General features: G+C 40.9%; 18 protein-coding genes and 9 tRNA genes. 9 read left to right on the forward strand and 18 right to left on the reverse strand.

What is annotated here, in order from left to right; translation table 11 throughout:
• Positions 1-196 precede the first annotated feature (196 nt).
• Positions 197-2053: a PDZ domain-containing protein gene (locus ACED20_RS15070; protein WP_294201626.1), complete on the forward strand. Its 1857-nt coding sequence runs from the start codon at positions 197-199 to the stop codon at positions 2051-2053.
• A 187-nt stretch (positions 2054-2240) separates the two neighbouring features.
• On the opposite strand, the gene ACED20_RS15075 is transcribed toward ACED20_RS15070, so the two are convergent.
• The 3 genes from ACED20_RS15075 to pepE are packed head-to-tail and all read right to left on the reverse strand — an operon-like array spanning position 2241 to position 5501.
• Positions 2241-3344, reverse strand: a complete 1104-nt coding sequence (locus ACED20_RS15075) for a HAMP domain-containing sensor histidine kinase (RefSeq protein ID WP_294201628.1) — start codon at positions 3342-3344, stop codon at positions 2241-2243.
• A 60-nt stretch (positions 3345-3404) separates the two neighbouring features.
• Entirely contained in the window at positions 3405-4775 is a 1371-nt protein-coding gene (gene dacB / locus ACED20_RS15080) for a D-alanyl-D-alanine carboxypeptidase/D-alanyl-D-alanine-endopeptidase (RefSeq protein WP_294241360.1), read from the reverse strand.
• A gap of 33 nt (positions 4776-4808) precedes the next feature.
• Positions 4809-5501, reverse strand: coding sequence for a dipeptidase PepE (gene pepE / locus ACED20_RS15085; protein ID WP_378105495.1), 693 nt, complete (start codon positions 5499-5501; stop codon positions 4809-4811).
• Positions 5502-5678: 177 nt separating this feature from the next.
• On the opposite strand from pepE, the gene ACED20_RS15090 reads away from it, so the two are divergent.
• Positions 5679-6242: a hypothetical protein gene (locus ACED20_RS15090; protein ID WP_294241364.1), complete on the forward strand. Its 564-nt coding sequence runs from the start codon at positions 5679-5681 to the stop codon at positions 6240-6242.
• A gap of 225 nt (positions 6243-6467) precedes the next feature.
• Positions 6468-7121, forward strand: coding sequence for a fructose-6-phosphate aldolase (gene fsa / locus ACED20_RS15095; RefSeq protein WP_294221386.1), 654 nt, complete (start codon positions 6468-6470; stop codon positions 7119-7121).
• A 59-nt stretch (positions 7122-7180) separates the two neighbouring features.
• On the opposite strand, the gene ACED20_RS15100 is transcribed toward fsa, so the two are convergent.
• The 4 genes from ACED20_RS15100 to ACED20_RS15115 form a co-directional block, all read right to left on the reverse strand.
• Complete coding sequence (locus ACED20_RS15100) at positions 7181-7825, reverse strand: sugar O-acetyltransferase (RefSeq protein WP_345765811.1); 645 nt, start codon at positions 7823-7825, stop codon at positions 7181-7183.
• 25 nt (positions 7826-7850) lie between these two features.
• The gene (locus ACED20_RS15105; RefSeq protein WP_378105500.1) at positions 7851-8756 is read right to left on the reverse strand and encodes a GLPGLI family protein; all 906 of its coding nucleotides are present in this window, start codon (positions 8754-8756) and stop codon (positions 7851-7853) included.
• A gap of 129 nt (positions 8757-8885) precedes the next feature.
• Positions 8886-10760 (reverse strand): M56 family metallopeptidase, encoded by a 1875-nt coding sequence (locus ACED20_RS15110; protein ID WP_294316078.1) that lies wholly within the window; start codon positions 10758-10760, stop codon positions 8886-8888.
• A gap of 5 nt (positions 10761-10765) precedes the next feature.
• On the reverse strand, positions 10766-11131 hold the full coding sequence (locus ACED20_RS15115) for a BlaI/MecI/CopY family transcriptional regulator (RefSeq protein WP_294219762.1): 366 nt from the start codon (positions 11129-11131) through the stop codon (positions 10766-10768).
• Positions 11132-11464: 333 nt separating this feature from the next.
• On the opposite strand from ACED20_RS15115, the gene ACED20_RS15120 reads away from it, so the two are divergent.
• Positions 11465-12049 (forward strand): hypothetical protein, encoded by a 585-nt coding sequence (locus tag ACED20_RS15120; protein WP_294219761.1) that lies wholly within the window; start codon positions 11465-11467, stop codon positions 12047-12049.
• A 257-nt stretch (positions 12050-12306) separates the two neighbouring features.
• The gene (locus tag ACED20_RS15125; RefSeq protein ID WP_294202343.1) at positions 12307-12513 is read left to right on the forward strand and encodes a DUF2945 domain-containing protein; all 207 of its coding nucleotides are present in this window, start codon (positions 12307-12309) and stop codon (positions 12511-12513) included.
• A 61-nt stretch (positions 12514-12574) separates the two neighbouring features.
• On the opposite strand, the gene ACED20_RS15130 is transcribed toward ACED20_RS15125, so the two are convergent.
• The 10 genes from ACED20_RS15130 to ACED20_RS15175 all read right to left on the reverse strand — a co-directional run bounded on the left by ACED20_RS15130 (position 12575) and on the right by ACED20_RS15175 (position 14062).
• Positions 12575-12985 (reverse strand): hypothetical protein, encoded by a 411-nt coding sequence (locus ACED20_RS15130; protein WP_378105506.1) that lies wholly within the window; start codon positions 12983-12985, stop codon positions 12575-12577.
• A 112-nt stretch (positions 12986-13097) separates the two neighbouring features.
• Positions 13098-13170: transfer RNA gene (locus ACED20_RS15135), tRNA-Met, on the reverse strand.
• A gap of 38 nt (positions 13171-13208) precedes the next feature.
• Positions 13209-13281, reverse strand: a tRNA-Met gene (locus tag ACED20_RS15140).
• A 38-nt stretch (positions 13282-13319) separates the two neighbouring features.
• A tRNA-Met gene (locus tag ACED20_RS15145) sits at positions 13320-13392 on the reverse strand.
• Positions 13393-13430: 38 nt separating this feature from the next.
• A tRNA-Met gene (locus ACED20_RS15150) sits at positions 13431-13503 on the reverse strand.
• Between the two features lie 38 nt (positions 13504-13541).
• A tRNA-Met gene (locus tag ACED20_RS15155) sits at positions 13542-13614 on the reverse strand.
• A gap of 38 nt (positions 13615-13652) precedes the next feature.
• Positions 13653-13725, reverse strand: a tRNA-Met gene (locus ACED20_RS15160).
• 38 nt (positions 13726-13763) lie between these two features.
• A tRNA-Met gene (locus tag ACED20_RS15165) sits at positions 13764-13836 on the reverse strand.
• Positions 13837-13874: 38 nt separating this feature from the next.
• Positions 13875-13947: transfer RNA gene (locus ACED20_RS15170), tRNA-Met, on the reverse strand.
• 42 nt (positions 13948-13989) lie between these two features.
• Positions 13990-14062 (reverse strand) — tRNA-Met (locus ACED20_RS15175).
• 101 nt (positions 14063-14163) lie between these two features.
• Between ACED20_RS15175 and ACED20_RS15180 the strand changes: the two genes are divergently transcribed.
• Genes ACED20_RS15180 through prmC form a run of 4 tightly spaced genes read left to right on the forward strand, consistent with a single transcriptional unit; the run spans position 14164 to position 17104 of the window.
• A complete protein-coding gene (locus ACED20_RS15180; RefSeq protein WP_294222743.1) occupies positions 14164-14775 on the forward strand; it encodes an L-threonylcarbamoyladenylate synthase in 612 nt (203 codons plus the stop codon).
• Between the two features lie 9 nt (positions 14776-14784).
• A complete protein-coding gene (locus ACED20_RS15185) occupies positions 14785-15486 on the forward strand; it encodes a CPBP family intramembrane glutamic endopeptidase (protein ID WP_378105510.1) in 702 nt (233 codons plus the stop codon).
• Between the two features lie 4 nt (positions 15487-15490).
• Positions 15491-16249, forward strand: a complete 759-nt coding sequence (yaaA, locus tag ACED20_RS15190; protein WP_378105512.1) for a peroxide stress protein YaaA — start codon at positions 15491-15493, stop codon at positions 16247-16249.
• Positions 16250-17104: a peptide chain release factor N(5)-glutamine methyltransferase gene (prmC, locus tag ACED20_RS15195; RefSeq protein WP_378105515.1), complete on the forward strand. Its 855-nt coding sequence runs from the start codon at positions 16250-16252 to the stop codon at positions 17102-17104.
• 250 nt (positions 17105-17354) lie between these two features.
• On the opposite strand, the gene ACED20_RS15200 is transcribed toward prmC, so the two are convergent.
• On the reverse strand, positions 17355-18008 hold the full coding sequence (locus ACED20_RS15200) for a rhomboid family intramembrane serine protease (RefSeq protein WP_294263660.1): 654 nt from the start codon (positions 18006-18008) through the stop codon (positions 17355-17357).
• Between the last annotated feature and the right edge of the window lie 31 nt (positions 18009-18039).

Below are 18039 nucleotides of genomic sequence, written 5' to 3' on the forward strand. Positions count from 1 at the left end.
GGCAAAATCGCGGCATGCGGTTTTGCTTTTTTAGATTTCTTTTGAATTTAACTGAGAATAAAACCAAATAAATTCAAAATACAAAATACTGTTAATTAGACATTTAATCAAAAAAAGTTTCATTTAACAAAGTTTAATGCAGGTTTCCGTAACAAAATCAGCCGAACAGCAACTATTTAACTATAAATTGAACTCAATGAAAAAAACAGCTTTAAGCTTGGGTATTGTAGCCGCTTTTATGGTGAATGCCCAATCCATAAAAACGACCATCGACCTCGTAAATGTAAAAGACGATAAGGTGCCGGTAACGATGGAATTTCCCAAAATGAAATCCGGTGATGTAAAATTCCATTTTCCAAAAACAGTTCCGGGTACCTATTCTGTGGATGATTACGGAAGATTTGTGGAAGGCGTGAAATTTATGGACAACAAAGGAAAAGAAATTCCTTTTACTAAAGTCAATGACAATACCTATGCCCTGAAAAATGCGCAGAATTTAAGTAAAGTTACCTATCTGGTAAATGACAGCTTTGATGACGAAATGGATGAATCGAAGCATAAAGCGGTATTCTCCCCATCCGGAACCGATATCGAGGCAGGAAAAGTTTATCTTATCAATACCCACGGATTTATCGGCTACATCGACAATATGCAGGATGTACCTTACCAGCTGGTCGTTAAGAAGCCAAATGGTTTTTACGGGACAACGGCATTGGTAGATCAGGACAGCTCTGATTCCACCGATACGTTTACGCTTGCCAATTATGCGAAAGTAACGGATTCTCCGCTGATGTACACCAAACCGGATTATATCACTTTCAATGCAGGCGGAATGGATCTTGTCCTGGGTGTGTATTCGCCCACCGGAAAATATAAGGCCTCAGATTTCAAAGAAAATCTGGAGAAAACGGTGATTGCCCAGAAAAAATTCCTGGGTGATATGAATACCAATAAAAAATATGCGATCATGCTGTACCTTGCAGGAAACGATGAACCGCATATCAAAGGTTTCGGAGCATTGGAACACCATGAGTCCACAAGTGTGGTCCTGCCGGAAATGATGCCCAAAGAAGCCATCGACAAAACCATTACAGATGTAGTTTCCCACGAGTTTTTCCACACGGTAAATCCGCTGAAAACGCATTCTGAGGAAATCCACTATTTCGACTACGCCGATCCTAAAATGTCGCAGCATCTCTGGATGTATGAAGGAGGAACGGAATATTTCGCTAATTTATTCCAGATCCAGGAAGGGCTTATCACCAAAGACGAATTTCTTCAAAGAATGAGCGAAAAAATCGCCAATTCCAAGAACTACAACGATACGATGCCTTTCACGGTAATGAGTAAGAATGTTCTTAAAGATGAATATAAGGACCAGTACAGAAACGTCTACGAAAAAGGTACGCTTCTGGCCATGTGCCTGGACATCGAGCTGAGAAAGTTATCCAACGGTGAGATGGGCTACCGTGATATGATCCGTAAACTGTCGCAGCGGTTTGGGGAAAACAAGCCGTTTAAAGATGATAAATTAATTGATGAGCTGGTAGCGGTTACCGGATATCCTCAGGTAAAGGATTTTTACAATAAGTATATCGCCGGAGACCAGCCGACACCTTACGCCCAATACCTGAATATGGTGGGTGTAGAAACGAAAAAACAGGAAACCCCACCGATTTTCTGGTTCGTTAAAGATCCGCAACAGACGGGTTATGACGAGAAGGATAATGCTTTTGTATTTGATGAAAGTTCGGCACAGTCCCCTTTCGCAAAAAGCATCGGCATGAAAATTACGGATAAGATCGTAGCACTGGACGGCAAAACCATCAATATCCAGAATATCCAGTCGTTTATTGAATATGCCAAAACCATTAAAGAAGGACAGAATGTTACCGTTACGGTTTTAAGAAAGAACGGCGATAAAACCGATAAGATCGATCTTAAGGGAAAGGCAATTCTTGATAAGATGACGGTGGAAACTCTTCAGTTTAAACCGAATCCGACACCGGCCGAGCAAAAACTGCAGGATCAGTGGCTGACCGGAAAAAAATAGTTTTAAATAAAAACGGATTATACAAAGCGGGGAAATTTTTCTCCGCTTTTTTATTTTACAGAGCGTTTTAAGGCAGGGATTTTTAACACGTATCTGCTCTGTCTGCCGTTTTGTAAGAATCCAATATTAAAGAGATCAGTGCAATTAGCTGTGGAATTCTTGAATCTGCGGGTTAAGACATACAAAATTATGCTTTCCGGATGGTAATCCTGAATGTAGTTCCTTTTCCGATTTCCGTCTGTGAAATTTTAATATCTCCGTTATGATATTCCTGAATAACTCTTTTGGCAAGAGATAACCCCAATCCCCAACCGCGCTTTTTGGTAGAATATCCCGGTTTGAAAGCGTTTGCCGCCTGTTGTTTGGTCATTCCGCTTCCGGTATCCTGCACTTCTATGACAATATTTTTGTTCCGTTCTGTAACGGACATGGCGATCGAACCCTCACCCTTCATTGCGTCCACGGCATTCTTCACGAGGTTTTCAATCACCCAGCTGATCAAAATTTTGTTGTGGGGTACGGAAACCGTATAATTTGGAAGATGCAATCCAAAATTGATTTTCCTGGAAATCCTGGTTTTCAAATAATCATAATTCTCCTGAATAGTCGCATTAAAATCGCGGTCATTCAGTTCAGGGATAGAACCTATTTTCGAGAATCTTTCCGAGATGGTTCTTAACCGTTCGATGTCTTTTTCAATTTCATGCACCCCTTCAGAATCGGGAGTGTCGAGCTTCATAATTTCCATCCAGCCGATCATGGAAGACAGAGGCGTTCCGATCTGGTGTGCCGTTTCTTTGGCAAGCCCGGCCCAGAGATAACCTTCGTCCGTTTTTTTGATCGTCCTGAAAAACCAGAAGGAAAAACCAAAATATGAAAGGATGAACATCCCCAGAATATACGGGGAATACTGAAGGTTATTCAAAAGGCGGGAGTTATCATAATAAACAAATTGCCGGTTTCCTTTTACAAGATTGATTTCAATGGGAGGATAGCTTTTGGCCATTTTTTTTGCCAGCGCTATTATTTTTTCCGAATCGTTTTCTACATCCTGCGGAATATTTTTATGTTCTATAATCTGCCCGTTTTTATCCAAAATAATGAGCGGAATAGTGGTATTGGAACTGTAAATCTGCAAAAGCAGCGCCTGGATTTCCAGATTGGGATTTTCTACTTCCTGCTGGAATTTTAAGGCACTGACCAGAATATCAACCCTCCTCACCTCTTCACGGCGAAGGAAATTGATCAGGATCGTTGAAGCGACAACAGTTGTCAGGACGACAATTGTCATCAGAGTAAAAATTATCCAGTTATTCAGTCTAGCAAATAATGATTTCCTCAAAGCAATAGTTTATTTTAAAACGTTCAGGATCTTCTGCAGTTCTGCGCCGCCGCTGCCCTGATAGTTATTGATGATGATTGAAAATACGTATTTCTTTCCGTCTTTCGAGGTGTGGTAACCGGCATAGGATTTGGTATCCCGCATCGTTCCGCTTTTCATTTTGAGACCGTTGTCCTGGGTAGGAAAACCGTCATAATAAACTTCAAACCAAGGCTGTTTTTTAGCATATAATAAAGCCTGTACTTCTGCTTTTGCCGAAACGTAATTCTGTGGGGAAAGCCCGCTTCCGTCTGCAAAATTGATCATCGCCGGATTGATTCCTTTACCTTTCCAAAATTCTTTCAGAAAGGCAACCCCTGTTTTGAAGCTTGAATTTCCTTTCTTTTCTTTTCCTAACGTTTTAACCAGTGTTTCGCCGTACATATTGATGCTTTTCCGCAGAAACCAATAGACAATTTTATCTAAAGTCGGCGATTCATAGGTAAGAATGAGGTTCTGTTTAGGAAATTCCAAGGATTTTTTTCCCTCGATTTCAAGTTGGGCATTTGTAACGACTTTCCCTGAAAAATCGATCCCGGATTCCTTCAGCCATTGTTTCACTTCCATTCCCAACTGCAAAGGCGGATTGGGAGTAGCTCCGGAAACCGTAACCAATTTTGAAGGTAAAGTTCCGTTAATCAACGCAACATCCGAATGCGGTGCGGTGAAAATCAGGCTCTGGTCCGAGTTTCCGCCTGCTTTAAGGTCATTCAGCCATTTTACGCCTTCCAGCGGATAGGAAAAGCTTTTGAACTCGGTTCCGCTCATGTTGATATCGAACTGGTTTTCGCGCCAGTTGATTCCCCAGACGCCGGCTCCGTAATAGTTTCCCAAGTCGTCCCACGGCCAGCCTCCGGGAACGGTCTGGTGGTCGAAATAAGAATCATCGACAATCAGGTCTCCTGATATTTTTTTGATGCCCGATTTTTTAATAGACTCCATTAATTTCTGCCTGAAATTTTCCGGTTTGTATCCTTCATATCTCCAGCTTCCCAGTGTAGGATCGCCGTTTGAACTGATGAACAGATTCCCGTTCAGATTCCCGTTGGAAATGGTTCCGGAATAGGCTGACGCTGTTTTATAGGTATAATTTTTACCCAATATTTCCAAAGCCGCCGCTGCAGTAAAGATCTTCTGCGTCGAAGCGGTGGAAAGTCCTTTATTTCCCTGATAATCATAAACCTGATTCCCGCTTTCATCCGAAACATAAAAAGATAAATTGGAGGAAACCGCACCGGAAGATTCCATCAGGTTTTTGGTTGCAGCATCCAGTTTCTGGGCAATGTTCTGTGCCAGAACCATTTGGGTTGAAATGAGAAATATAGGAAAAACGTTTTTCATGAAGGATTGTTTTTATTCAAATATAATTTAAAATTACAGCACCGAACCCGCTTCGATTTCGTAAGGCTCTTTATTTTTCTCGAAAACCCTGGTCAGCTCGCTTCCTTCTACGGTGATCCGGTCGCCGGTTCTGCGGATCCAGTTTCCTTCGCGAAGTCCTACGACTTTAACATCATTCTGTGTTAAAAATTCTTTAATCCGGGTTTCCCTAGTTTCGCCATTATGCTTCAGCTCAAGATTAGGATCAAGGTAATGCGGGTTGATGTTAAAGGGAACCAGCCCCATGCAATCAAAGCTCGGAGGATAAACGATCGGCATATCGTTCGTGGTTTTCATATTCTGTCCGCCGATATTGCTTCCGGCACTGCAACCCAGATACGGTTTCCCGCTTTCTACATTTTGCTTCAGCACATTCATCAGCCCTTCTTCATGTAACGTTTTAACCAACAGAAACGTATTTCCGCCGCCTGTAAAAAAACCTTTTGCATCATTAACAGCCCCTATTTTATCTTCAAATTCATGAAGTCCTTTCACTTGGATGTTCAGGGTCTCAAAGAAAGACTTTGCTTTTGCAGTATATTCTTCGTGGGAAATTCCGCCCGGTCTTGCAAAAGGAATGAAGACAATTTCATCAATTCCTTCATATAATTTAATGATTTCCGCTTTTAAATATTCCAGATATTGTCCGCCGAAGAGCGTAGAAGTAGATGCGAGTATAATGTTCATAAATTTAAACTTTGTTGTCTCTTACAAAGATAATCCAAACTGTTGCGAATCTAAAATTATGGTAAAAAAATAGTGCATCCCGTTAATGTTTTCTAAAAAACCTTAAAGCTTCTGAATTTAATTTTTTCATAAAGTAGCAATTGACTACCTTTATAACACGTTTAAAATGTAGGAATTATGAAAATGACAAAAATGAACAGCAGAAACCTTTTATTAGGTTTGGTATTGACAGGAGCCGTAAGTTTTGCCAATGCGCAGACGACGCAAACCGACAGCACTGCGGCAACCGCAGCAACGACAACGACCGTTCAGGCAACGGGAAATCCAACAATTGATGCTCTTAAAAAGAAAATAGCCGCAAATCCCCAAGATACGGAATCGCTGGCCAAATTAGCCGGTGCCTATCAGGATGCTTCCGACTGGACAAATGCGATAGCTACCTGGAAAAAAATATCGGCATTGCTGCCGGACTGGGCTCCATCGTATTACAGCCAGGCCTACGCTTATCAATCGGCAAAGGATGATGCCAACGCCAAATTAGCTTACGAGAAATATATTGCTACCGTAAAGCCTGAAGAGGTGGAACAGAATAAAAAGAACCTGGCCTACGCCTATTTCTACGTAGCGTTCTCCGAACAGCAGAGCAATCCGGATAAAGCAAAGGAGCATATTGCCAAATCATTGCAGTATGACCCGAGCAACCAGGAAGCTCTGAAATTAAGCCAGGCTTTAAATTCATAATGTTGAAAGATCCGATTTTTTCGGGTCTTTTTTGTTGATAAGGTAGGGAGATTTGCTATTCACTTATGTCAATAGTCAATTTTTGCTTTGCAAGTGAATGGTGAATTTAAAATTGATAAGCGAAGTGCATTGACCATTGACCATTGACCATTCACTTGCGAAGCAAAATTAATTTCTCCCTCAAAAACGGAATGACTATCTTTGTATAAATAAATCTCAAAACAAATGAAATTTTTTATTGACACGGCTAATTTAGAGCAGATCAGAGAAGCAAAAGATCTGGGAATCCTTGATGGGGTAACGACGAATCCGTCGCTGATGGCGAAAGAGGGAATCCAGGGAACGGAAGCGATTAAAAATCACTATAAAACCATCTGTGAGATCGTAGACGGGGATATTTCTGCAGAAGTACTTTCCACAACATACGAGGAAATGATCAAAGAAGGTGACGAACTGGCTGCGATCCACCCGAACATCGTGGTAAAGATCCCGATGATCAAAGACGGTATCAAAGCGTTAAAATATTTTTCAGATAAAGGCATCAAAACCAACTGTACGCTAATTTTCTCTCCGGGACAGGCACTTCTGGCTGCTAAAGCAGGAGCGACTTACGTTTCTCCTTTCTTAGGAAGGCTGGATGATATTTCAACGGACGGACTTAACTTAATCCAGGAAATCAGGCTGATTTTCGACAATTATATGTACGAAACTGAAATTTTAGCAGCTTCCATACGCCACGCAATGCACATCATCGACTGTGCGAAAATCGGGGCTGACGTGATCACTTCTCCGCTGCCTCCGATCTTGAGCTTATTGAAACATCCTTTGACAGATAACGGACTGGCTCAGTTTATTGCAGATTCTCAGAAATTAGCATAACTGCTGATGATCAGATAAAACAACAAAAAGCGCGGAAACTTTATTTCCGCGCTTTTTTATTATGGGTCGTTTTCCGTAATCGTCTTAATAACCCGGCAAGGATTCCCGACAGCAATGACATTATCCTGAATGCTTCTCGTTACGACGCTTCCTGCCCCGATCACGGAATTGTTCCCGATGGTAATTCCCGGAAGAACCACCACATTTCCCCCGAACCAAACATTATTCCCGACTTTGATGGGATGTGCAGATTCAAGCCCTTCGTTTCGCTGCTTCACATCGATCGGGTGATTGGCCGTATAAAAGCTACAGTTCGGACCGATGAATACATTGTCACCGAAAACCACTTTCGCACAGTCTAAAATCACCAGGTTATGGTTGGCGTAAAAGTTTTCACCAACTTCAATATTATACCCGTAATCGCACCAGAAGGATGGTTCGATGCAGATATTTTCCTGTGTTTTCCCTAAGATCTTTTTCAATAAGGAAATCCTGCCCTCAGAATCCGAATTTTTGAGATTGTTGTATTGCTGGCAGAGGTCTTTGGCGGCAGCCCTTTCCTTAATCAGTTCCTGGTCATAATTGGCATTATATAAAAGCCCCTGTGCGCATTTTTCTTTTTCTGTCATATTCTGTTGATTGGTGATGGTTGGTTTACCACCTAAAGATAATAAAAACAAAACAGGATGAAAAATGATTTTCACCCCGTTGAATATGAATATTACGTTATTACTTTACCAGATCCGGTTCGATAGGATTGTTATTTTTTGCCAGTGATTCTTTGGTTCTTTTCTCCATTTCCCTGAATACCTGATTTGGGTCTGAGATTTCTTTTCCGTCTGACGTTTTTACTTTGAACATCACTTTGGAATTTTCATTGTTCTGCATCACCATTTCCCTCATATTTTTTGTAGGATCGTTTACGTAAGCTTTCCATGCTTTCCTGAACTGGTCTTTCGATGCTTCGATCTCTTTACCTTCCATTCCGACAATCCTTATATTCTGCGGCAGCTCCGGTTCTTTTTCGGAAGCAGGTGCTTCTGCGATTTTTTTATTGCCGGCCAGGGTCATGATATGTGATCCTGTCGTATCTTCGATTTTTACGATAAGGCCCGGCAGTCCGTAGAATTTATAAGGTCCGTCCTGAAAAGGGAGATCTGTGGAAAACCAGGCGATCCATTCTCTTCCGCCAAAGTTGGTGGTGGCTTTCTGAGCATTGTATTCTCCAATTTTTTGCTTATCGGGAAGGATTTTCCATTCGGGTTTCTGCTCTTCTTTGATCTTATATCGGTCCGAAGCGATATTTCTGAAAAGATAAGTGGTAAAATCAGGATAACTTTTGGTAACCTTAAAAGAAACCTGGCCGGGCTTTTCTTTGCGGTTGACGCTGATGTTCCCGGAAAAAGATTTTACCTGCTTCTCAATTTCCGCCCTGGAAGTAGAATCCGACACGAATTTATCGCGGCTGTAATAGCTGGATCCGTTTTTATCAATGTCCAGGTACATCATTTCGCTTTTCACATCTTCCCGGTTGTTGGAATCCGGAATGAATTTGTATTCGTAGAAAAAACGGTTGATCTGTGCCTGGGTAAGAATGCCTAAGACAAGACATCCGAAAGCTATAAATTTCTTCATGATTAATTTAATTAGTTATAATTTTCCATTTTTCTGCGTAAGAATGTTGTTAAACGAATCACTCATACACTTCTGAAATGTAACAAAAAAGCCATGCCTGGTTTTCAATCTTACACGGCATTTTGTTTATTATTTTGTTTCAATCCTGATCTCGCCGGTGGTGGTTTTCGATCCGTCGGTGGAAGTTTTATTGATGTTGACCGACCTGATATTTTTCGGATCTAAAGCCTGCATCTGGGCATTGGTAGACTCTTTTCCGTTAATGTAGATTTTGGTATTTTCCGTATTTCCGCTCAGATTTTTGATGCCAGAACCTACAAGAGACTGATCTTTCAGATTAATTCTTATGTTATCAGCATTCACTCTAAAATTCCTGTCAATCGGCAATTTTTTGGAAACATTGCTAAACACATACACCCTCTCACCGTTAAGTGCTCTCCTTTCCGCTTCCAGTTTTGCCCTCTCCCCTTCCAGCTTGGCTCTTTTTTCGTCCAGCCGGGCCCTTTCTTTTTCTAGCTTGGCTCTTTTTCTGGCGGTAGACGCAGATTCTTTTCTTCCGGATGCCGATATTCTAATCTCGTTTTCGGTACCCGGTGACCATTTCAGGTCTTTTGTATCTCTAAATGAGTAGAATTTTACTTTGGGCACTTCAGGCGCATTAGGCGGCTGTGGAGATTCAGGATAATCAAAGTTTATTTCCGGCATCTCCGGCATTTCAATATTGAGATCTTTAAGATTTTTCACTTCATCTTTCCATTCTTTTGATTTGAAATAATCATTGATATTAATATCTTTTCCATTCATTTTAATAACCATTGCAGAATTGAGATAATCTTTCGTACTTGCTATTTTCCCGATCTCACCGGAAAGTTTTCCAATTTCTTCAAGATTTTTGTAGTATTCGTCGCTTTTGGGTTCAAGTTTCTGCAGAATTTCTGTTTTCTGCTGAATTTTCTGACTTAGATCGGCAATCTTTTTATCATCGTCGGCTTTTCTGTAAATTTTCGGAGTAGCCATACTTCTCTTCGGATCCGGAACAATCGTATCATTTTTAATAACGACCGGAGCTTTTTGAATAGTGATCTGATCTGTATTTCCGATCTGGGCAACCGCTTTTTTAATTTCGATATTGGTGGCTTTGATCTCTTGGTTTTTGGCATTCACCAGATAGGCAAACGCTACTGTAAATACTACCGGCAATGCTAGAATTCTACGCGCATAACCGAATTTGGTTTTAGGTTTCTGTAACATTTTTAATCGTTTTTTTAGATTTGAACTAAGAAACGGACTGGTGGCAGGCAACGGATTTCCGGAAAAGTGGCTTGCCAAAAGCATCTGCGCAAATGCTTGGGTGTCCGATTGTTTCACGGCCTTTTTATCGGCCAGATATTCGTGGATTAAACTGATTTCTTTTTTGATGATATGGAAGAACGGATTGAACCAGAACACAGAAGTAATGATCTCAATAAAAATTTTATCGAAAGAGTGTTTCTGCTCAATATGAACCATTTCGTGCTTCAGAATCTGTTTTCCGACATCGGAATTCAGCATGATGGAATTCTTCCAGAAAAGATTCTTAAAGTAGGAGAACGGTGCCTCCGAAAGATTGGTCCGGTAAAAATTGATCCCGTCGAAAGTTTCTTTCGGAAAGTTGCTTTTCAGCTGGCGGATCCTGAAGACCCCGTAGGTGAATCTCCCTAAAAAACAGAGAGAAACCAGTCCCAGAGCTGAAAAAATAATTCTAAAATAAAGGTCGTCATAGTTTGAGTTTTTAATCGTGTTGAACTGTACCTGATCTATCAACTTATATACATCACTGCTTACTTCAATGGTAAAGTCTTCCACCTTTATCATAGGGAGCAGCACGGAGAGGAGCATCGCAGACAAAAGATAAAATCTGTTGTAATGATGAAACGTCCTGTCTTTTAAAGACAACTGATAATACAAAAACGTTACACCGGAACATAAAATAACTTTGCCGAAATAGAGAAGTACAGTTTCCATAAGCGTCAGTCTTTCTTTTTAAGTTCGTTTAAGAGCATTTCAAGGTCCTCCACGGTCATTTCATTTTTCTCTACCAGAAAGGAAACGGCACTTTTATAAGAACCCTTAAAATAATTTTTCACCAGGCTTTTCATGGTTTTGCCGGAATACTGTTCCTTAGAAACCAGCGGAAAATACTCATGCTGCCTTCCGTACACGCTGTAATCGACAAATTCTTTTTCTTTCAGTACTTTCAGGATGGTAGAAACGGTATTGGTATGCGGTTTCGGTTCCGGAAAAAGATCGAGAATATCCTTCAGAAATCCTTTTTCAAGTCTCCATAAATATTGCATTACCTGCTCTTCTGCTTTCGTTAACATCTGATTTTTCATATCCTGTCATTTATCATTAAGGGTGATATAAGTTTCCCATTTTCTATATCACTAAGAAATTAGTTATACAAATGTAGAAATAAAATTAATCCAAACAACTATTTTTTTAGTGATAAAAATCCACATTGAATAACATATTGATAATCAAATAAATAAATTTTATTAAAATTTGTTAAATTTTTAACGAGTATAATTTATCAAGTGAATATTCAATATAAATTAAAGACTTTCCAACACAAATTCTTAAAACTTGTTAAAATTTATTAAATAAAATTAAAATCTATTTGTTTAAAACGGGAAATTATATTTATTTTAGTGCTTTAAAAATTTCTCATGAAAAGATATAATTTATTAATTGTACTGTTATTACTTATTTTCAACCTGACTAACGCCCAGAAAAAAGGTTCTCCGGCAGCAGATTTCAGCGCGGTAGGTGAAGCTAAATCTAAAATTGAAAGTACAGTTCCACTGGTGATCAAACATCTGAAAGAAGTCAGTGAAAAAGAAAATGATCCCAATATTCTTTCCAACGGTACTGCTGCGCTGGCCAAAGAATACGGAAAAGTAGAACTGGAATGGAGGCTTTACAGAGGCAATATGAACAACTGTATCCTGAACAATTCTTCCAAAAAAGCAAAAAAATGCATGGAATACCATAACAATATGTTCAGAGGTACTTTAACCAATTATAATAACTACATCACCAATCTTACCAGAAAGAACGGATATCTGGGCGTAGACGGTGATACAAAATTAAACTTCAACCCTGCTGAAATTACCACAAAGCTAAGCGAGTCTTTCTTTAACGGGAACGATGCGGCAAACAGGATGAAAGGAATGCAGAAGAAAGAATTCATCGGTCAGACCATGAAAGATGACAACGCGCTGACGCCTTTCAACCAGCTCGCTGCACAGTAAGGTCTTTTTTTAATTAAATGATATGAATCCTGCTTCTTTGAGCGGGATTTTTTGTTTGCACCAAATCATTTTAAATTCAAAATAAAAAATCTGTATCATCAGCAAAATCTGCGAGAGTTAGCCACAATTCACAGAATCATTTCAGCTTAAAACGTCTCAGCGAAAAATGAGCCTGACGGGTTTTTGAAACCCGTCAGATTTGCGTCGCGGATATGGCACAATAAATGATTTTACCACTCCAACCAAAATCAGCAAAAATGAGCACATTGAAAAAAGGAGACATGGTAAGATGGGATTCCAGCAACGGAGAGACCCACGGCAAAATCACCAAAGTACACACCAAAGACTTTATGTTTATGGAAAAGCAGCGACGCGCTTCGGAAGACGAACCTCAGTACGAGGTCATGAGTGAAAAGACAGGAAAATCGGCCGTCCATAAAGGTTCAGCACTGAAAAAAATGTAAAAAAATTGCCACAGATTGATGTGGCAGTTTTCTTTTAATCAAACTTTTGCTAAGAGTTTTCTTATTTTATTTTATCATAAATAAATTTTGTAACAATGGCTCCAAACAGGTAATAGGCAACCGTCATTACTTTTTTCTGGGTGGTTTCAGCAACAGGGTTTTCATCAAGCCCTACTTTTCCAGGAAGTGCGAGGGCACCTAGTCCCATAGCCAGTCCTGATGCAATATTAAAGCCGCTGGTAGCAGTTGTAGCGTAATACATTCCGTTCCCGATAACATCACCTGCCAGCGTTGCGGCATACAACTGATCATGATTGGTGATCTTCATATCCGCTTTGTCCAGTACTTTATTCAAGGCCTCTTCACCCACTTTGTTGATTTCCGGGACATTATCAAAATTTTTACGGATGGTTTCGTGCAGAAGGCTGAGGGCAAGTGCGCCGCCTAAACCTGCGATAATTTTCTTATACATATTTTTTAGATTTAATGGTGTTCCTATTTGAATTGCATAAATTGAGCCATCCGGAACTGATGAGGTACCCGAAATAAAAAAGAGCATCACGAAAATGCGATACTCTTTCTAGTAGCGGGAACCGGACTCGAACCGATGACCTTCGGGTTATGAGTCCGACGAGCTCCCTACTGCTCCATCCCGCGGTGTATTTTTCAGAACGCCACCGTATGCGTTATCTTAGTAGCGGGGACACGACTCGAACGTGCGACCTTCGGGTTATGAGCCCGACGAGCTACCTACTGCTCCATCCCGCGGTGTATTTTTCAGAACGCCACCGTATGCGTTATCTTAGTAGCGGGGACACGACTCGAACGTGCGACCTTCGGGTTATGAGCCTGATGAGCTACCTACTGCTCCATCCCGCGGGGTATTTTTCAGAACGCCACCGTACGCGTTATCTTAGTAGCGGGAACACGACTCGAACGGACGACCTTCGGGTTATGAGCCTGATGAGCTACCTACTGCTCCATCCCGCGGGGTATTTTTCAGAACGCCACCGTACGCGTTATCTTAGTAGCGGGAACACGACTCGAACGGACGACCTTCGGGTTATGAGCCCGACGAGCTACCTACTGCTCCACCCCGCGGTATATTTTTAGAACGCTTACCGAAAGCGTTACCTTAGTAGCGGGAACCGGACTCGAACCGATGACCTTCGGGGTATGAGCCCGACGAGCTACCTACTGCTCCACCCCGCGGTATCTTTTTAGAACGCTTACCTAAAGTGTTACCCTAGTCGTGAGAACCGGCCTCGAACCGATGACCTTCGGGGTATGAGCCCGACGAGCTACCTACTGCTCCACCCCGCGGTATCTTTTTAGAACGCTTACCTAAAGTGTTACCCTAGTCGTGAGAACCGGCCTCGAACCGATGACCTTCGGGGTATGAGCCCGACGAGCTACCTACTGCTCCATCCCGCGGTATATTTTTTAAAACGTTACCGATAACGTTTATTTACTTAGTAGCGGGGACACGACTCGAACGTGCGACCTTCGGGTTATGAGCCCGACGAGCTACCTACTGCTCCACCCCGCGATATTGGACTGCAAATATACGACAATTTTTCAAAACTCCTAATTTTTCCTGTAAATAAAGGCTATTTATGAAAATTATTTTAATATTCGTATCTTTGAAGCATGGCAAAAATAGTGAAAATTTACCCGAACAACCCTCAGGAAAACCTTATCAATGAAGTAATTAAAACATTGAATAATGGTGGGCTTATTATCTATCCGTCAGATACCGTTTATGCGCTGGGCTGTAATATTTTCGACATTAAAGCGATGGAAAAGCTCGCCCAGATCAAAAAAATAAAGCTGGAAAAGGCACAGTTTTCCATTATCTGTAACGATTTAAGCCACCTATCGGATTTTACGCGGCCGATCGATACGTCAACGTTCCGGTTTCTGAAAAGCCATTTGCCGGGACCGTTTACTTTCATCCTGGATGCCAATAAAAGCCTTCCTCTGGCTTATAAAAACCACAAAACCATTGGTATCCGTGTTCCGGACCACCCGATTCCGCAGCTGATCGTGGAAAAACTGGGTCACCCGATTGCCTCCACTTCCATCAAGGATGATGACGAAATCATAGAATATTCCACCGATCCGGAACTGATTGCAGAAAAATATGACCATCTGGTAGATCTCGTTATCGACTCCGGTTACGGTGACAATGTCGCTTCCACCATTGTAGACCTTACTTCCGGTGAGCCTGAGATTATCCGTCAGGGAAAAGGGGAAATTTAAAAAAGTCTGATGAGTCTGAACGGAAGATATGCGTTGGGTATTCTCCTGACATTTATATTGCTGGGTATTGTGATGCTGTATGTTTTTCCGGCAATCCATTTTATTTCGGAAGGGACAGCCACTCCAACTGCAACGTTTGTATATTCAAGAATCATCCTGTGGATTGTTCTGCTTAGTATTATTCTCTATAGTTTCCTGATTGAAAAACAGCCGTTCCTTTTATGGCAGGATATAGCATATTCTTTTTTCTTTTATCTGAAAAAGGTCTTCAGCCTTTATCTGATCTGTGCAGTGGGTGGAGCTTTTTTAAATTTTCTGATCAGGTTTTTCATCCATGAAAGCATGAGCAGCAGGCTTGTTCAGCTTTCGGAAATTTTTAAAAACAATTACGGCCTGATTATTTTTACCTGTCTCACGGCCGGTGTTGTGGAAGAGCTTCTGATGCGGGGATATATCCAACCGAGAGTGGAAAAAATATATAAAAATCGATATGCCGGTATCGTTGTTTCTGCGGTACTATTTGGTATTCTCCACAGTGCGTACGGAACCATTGGCCAGGTAGTTATACCCTGCTTTATAGGAATTGTTTTTGCCCTATTCTATAAAATTTATTCCAACATTAAGATCCTGATTCTCTGTCATTTCATGTATGATTTCGTATCGCTGATGATGATGAATATTTTGGATCTCAAACATTTATCTGTATTTTAACCTTATGAAAATAGTTACTTCTCCTGCCAAGCTCATGAACGTGGAAAATTCGACAGACCTGTTGAAAGCCACTACACCCAGGTTCATCGAACAGGCTGCATTTATCCATTCTTTTTTAAAAACAAAATCGCCCAAATACCTTTCCGAGCTGATGGAAATTTCGGCTAAACTGGCAGATGAAAACTGGGAAAGGAACCAAAAGTGGAAATCAAAACCAAGCGCAAAAGAATCTGCTTCCACCCTTTTTGCCTTTACCGGTGAAGTGTACCGCGGGCTGGATGCCAAAACGCTGGACAAAGATGCGGTAGATTACCTGCAGAAAAACCAGAGGATCCTTTCCGGGCTGTACGGGCTTCTGAAACCTTCGGATAAAGTCATGCTCTACCGTCTGGAAATGGGCAGGCCATTCGAATTTGACGACTACAAAAACCTGTATGAATTCTGGAGAGATAAAATCACTGCTCAGCTGAATTCCGAGATGAAAAAGAATGAAATCCTGCTGAACCTCGCCAGCAACGAGTATTTCAAAGCGGTTGACCGTAAAAAGCTTGATCATCCGGTAATTGATTTTGATTTTTATGAATTAAAGGACGGCAAGCTGAAAACCATCGTGGTATATACAAAACATGCAAGAGGACTGGTCGCAAGGTTCTGTGCACGGACGAATGCGCAGACATTGGATGATGTAAAGGCATTCAATTACGAAGGCTACCTGATCGATGAAGCGAAGTCAACAGATACAAAACTGGTTTTTACAAGATAAATGACGATTTCAGAATTTAAAACCCATTTCAAAAAAGAGCTTTCCCTACTGTATACCGATTCTGAAAACGGTTTTTTAAGCAGTATTTTTGTAGAGAAAATCGTTGGGTTGAGTCCTTTTTATCAGCGCAGGTTTTCCGGACAGGAATTGCTGCTGGATGATGAGCAGAAGCTTGTAGCCGCTGTTTCCGCCTTAAAAACCGGACGGCCCTACCAACAAATCCTAGGCGAAACCGAATTTTACGGAATGACGTTTTTCGTTAACGAGCATGTACTGATTCCACGTCCGGAAACGGAGGAGCTGCTGGAATTTGCCATAAAAAAAATCCGGCATTATGAACTGTACGGCAGGGAAGATTTAAAAATCCTCGATATCGGGACCGGCAGTGGGATTATCCCATTGGTACTGAAAAAGCATTTTCCGCAGGCACGTGTATCGTCCATCGATTTTTCTGAGAAAGCACTGGAAACCGCAAAAAGGAATGCTGAATTCCATCGGCTGGATGTCAATTTCATCCACGCAGATTACCTGAATTTCCAACCGGAGGAAGTATTTGACGTCATCATTTCCAATCCGCCTTATATCGGCATTGATGAAGAGCATGAAATCGAAAATTCAGTAAAAGGATTTGAACCGATGATGGCCCTCTTCTCTCCTACTTCCGATGCCCTGATTTTTTACCGGAAGATTGCAGAAGATGCTAAAAAATATCTGCAGGACAACGGATTGTTGTTTCTGGAAATCAATCAGAAACTCGGTCCCGAAACGCTGGAACTTTACCTCCCGCATTTTTCCGAGGCCGAACTGATTAAAGATCTTTCGGAGAATGACCGGTTTGTTTTTGGGAGAAAGTAAGAAAATTAGGAGAATCACAAGTAACCAATGGAAAAGAGACTCAACAATACTAAATTAATAAAGTCAATAAAAACTTCCAATATATTTAGCTAACCAGATTGTAATAGAATCTCTATAAAAAAGAGTCCGTCTCACAACTAGTGAAAACGGACTCTTTTTATGATTTTTCTCGACTTCCTATCTGAGAATGATTTTTGTACATTCAATTCTCAACCCACATCATTGAGTTGTGAGACTGATTCATTTTCATTTATCCTATTCTTTTCCTAACAAAAATTTCATAGGCCAAATAAATCAGCGGTAATGCCATTATTCCAATATACAGAGCATTGGACATCGCTGATTGCGGCTGATTGGCAACCGCATACAGCAATCCAAAAAAGGCACCTCCCAAATGGGCAGCATGCCCGATGTTATCATGCTGATTAGGATTCAGCATCATGTAAACAGAATAACTGAAATAAACGAGGCCGAAAATATATCCCGGGATCCCTATCGGAATAAAGAACATATAGATTTCAAGATGAGGGATCAAAGCAATTGATGCAAATAAAATCCCCGACACACCACCGCTTGCCCCTATTGCCGAATACCACGGTTCTCTTTGATAAACAAAAAGCGAAAACATATTTCCCAAGAGAATAGAACCGAAGTAAATAATAAGAAATCCTAAATTGCCAAATCCCTGAATCACAACAGGCCCAAAGAAATATAAGGTAAGCATATTGAAAACAAGATGCATAATATCGGCATGAAGGAAGCCCGAAGAAATCAATCTCACATATTCTTTCCGGTTCAGAATGGCACCCACGCTGAATTTGTATTTTTCAAAATTGCTGCTGCCGTTTGGTGCAACAAAACTGATAATGGCTGTAATGGAGATAATTAAAATAAGGATATTCATTTTTTCAACATTTAATTTCTGTATTTCCTAC

Source organism: Chryseobacterium sp. sg2396 (genome assembly GCF_042610505.1).
Taxonomy (GTDB): Bacteria; Bacteroidota; Bacteroidia; order Flavobacteriales; family Weeksellaceae; genus Chryseobacterium.

Coding starts and splice junctions, on each gene's coding strand:
- ACED20_RS15075 (WP_294201628.1), bottom strand. CDS start 3,344: ATGACAATTGTCGTCCTGACAACTGTTGTCGCTTCAACGATCCTGATC.
- ACED20_RS15180 (WP_294222743.1), top strand. CDS start 14,164: ATGGCAAAAATAGTGAAAATTTACCCGAACAACCCTCAGGAAAACCTT.
- dacB (WP_294241360.1), bottom strand. CDS start 4,775: ATGAAAAACGTTTTTCCTATATTTCTCATTTCAACCCAAATGGTTCTG.
- ACED20_RS15105 (WP_378105500.1), bottom strand. CDS start 8,756: ATGAAGAAATTTATAGCTTTCGGATGTCTTGTCTTAGGCATTCTTACC.
- prmC (WP_378105515.1), top strand. CDS start 16,250: ATGACGATTTCAGAATTTAAAACCCATTTCAAAAAAGAGCTTTCCCTA.
- ACED20_RS15125 (WP_294202343.1), top strand. CDS start 12,307: ATGAGCACATTGAAAAAAGGAGACATGGTAAGATGGGATTCCAGCAAC.
- ACED20_RS15200 (WP_294263660.1), bottom strand. CDS start 18,008: ATGAATATCCTTATTTTAATTATCTCCATTACAGCCATTATCAGTTTT.
- ACED20_RS15185 (WP_378105510.1), top strand. CDS start 14,785: ATGAGTCTGAACGGAAGATATGCGTTGGGTATTCTCCTGACATTTATA.
- ACED20_RS15120 (WP_294219761.1), top strand. CDS start 11,465: ATGAAAAGATATAATTTATTAATTGTACTGTTATTACTTATTTTCAAC.
- ACED20_RS15130 (WP_378105506.1), bottom strand. CDS start 12,985: ATGTATAAGAAAATTATCGCAGGTTTAGGCGGCGCACTTGCCCTCAGC.
- pepE (WP_378105495.1), bottom strand. CDS start 5,501: ATGAACATTATACTCGCATCTACTTCTACGCTCTTCGGCGGACAATAT.
- yaaA (WP_378105512.1), top strand. CDS start 15,491: ATGAAAATAGTTACTTCTCCTGCCAAGCTCATGAACGTGGAAAATTCG.
- ACED20_RS15070 (WP_294201626.1), top strand. CDS start 197: ATGAAAAAAACAGCTTTAAGCTTGGGTATTGTAGCCGCTTTTATGGTG.
- ACED20_RS15110 (WP_294316078.1), bottom strand. CDS start 10,760: ATGGAAACTGTACTTCTCTATTTCGGCAAAGTTATTTTATGTTCCGGT.
- ACED20_RS15090 (WP_294241364.1), top strand. CDS start 5,679: ATGAAAATGACAAAAATGAACAGCAGAAACCTTTTATTAGGTTTGGTA.
- fsa (WP_294221386.1), top strand. CDS start 6,468: ATGAAATTTTTTATTGACACGGCTAATTTAGAGCAGATCAGAGAAGCA.
- ACED20_RS15115 (WP_294219762.1), bottom strand. CDS start 11,131: ATGAAAAATCAGATGTTAACGAAAGCAGAAGAGCAGGTAATGCAATAT.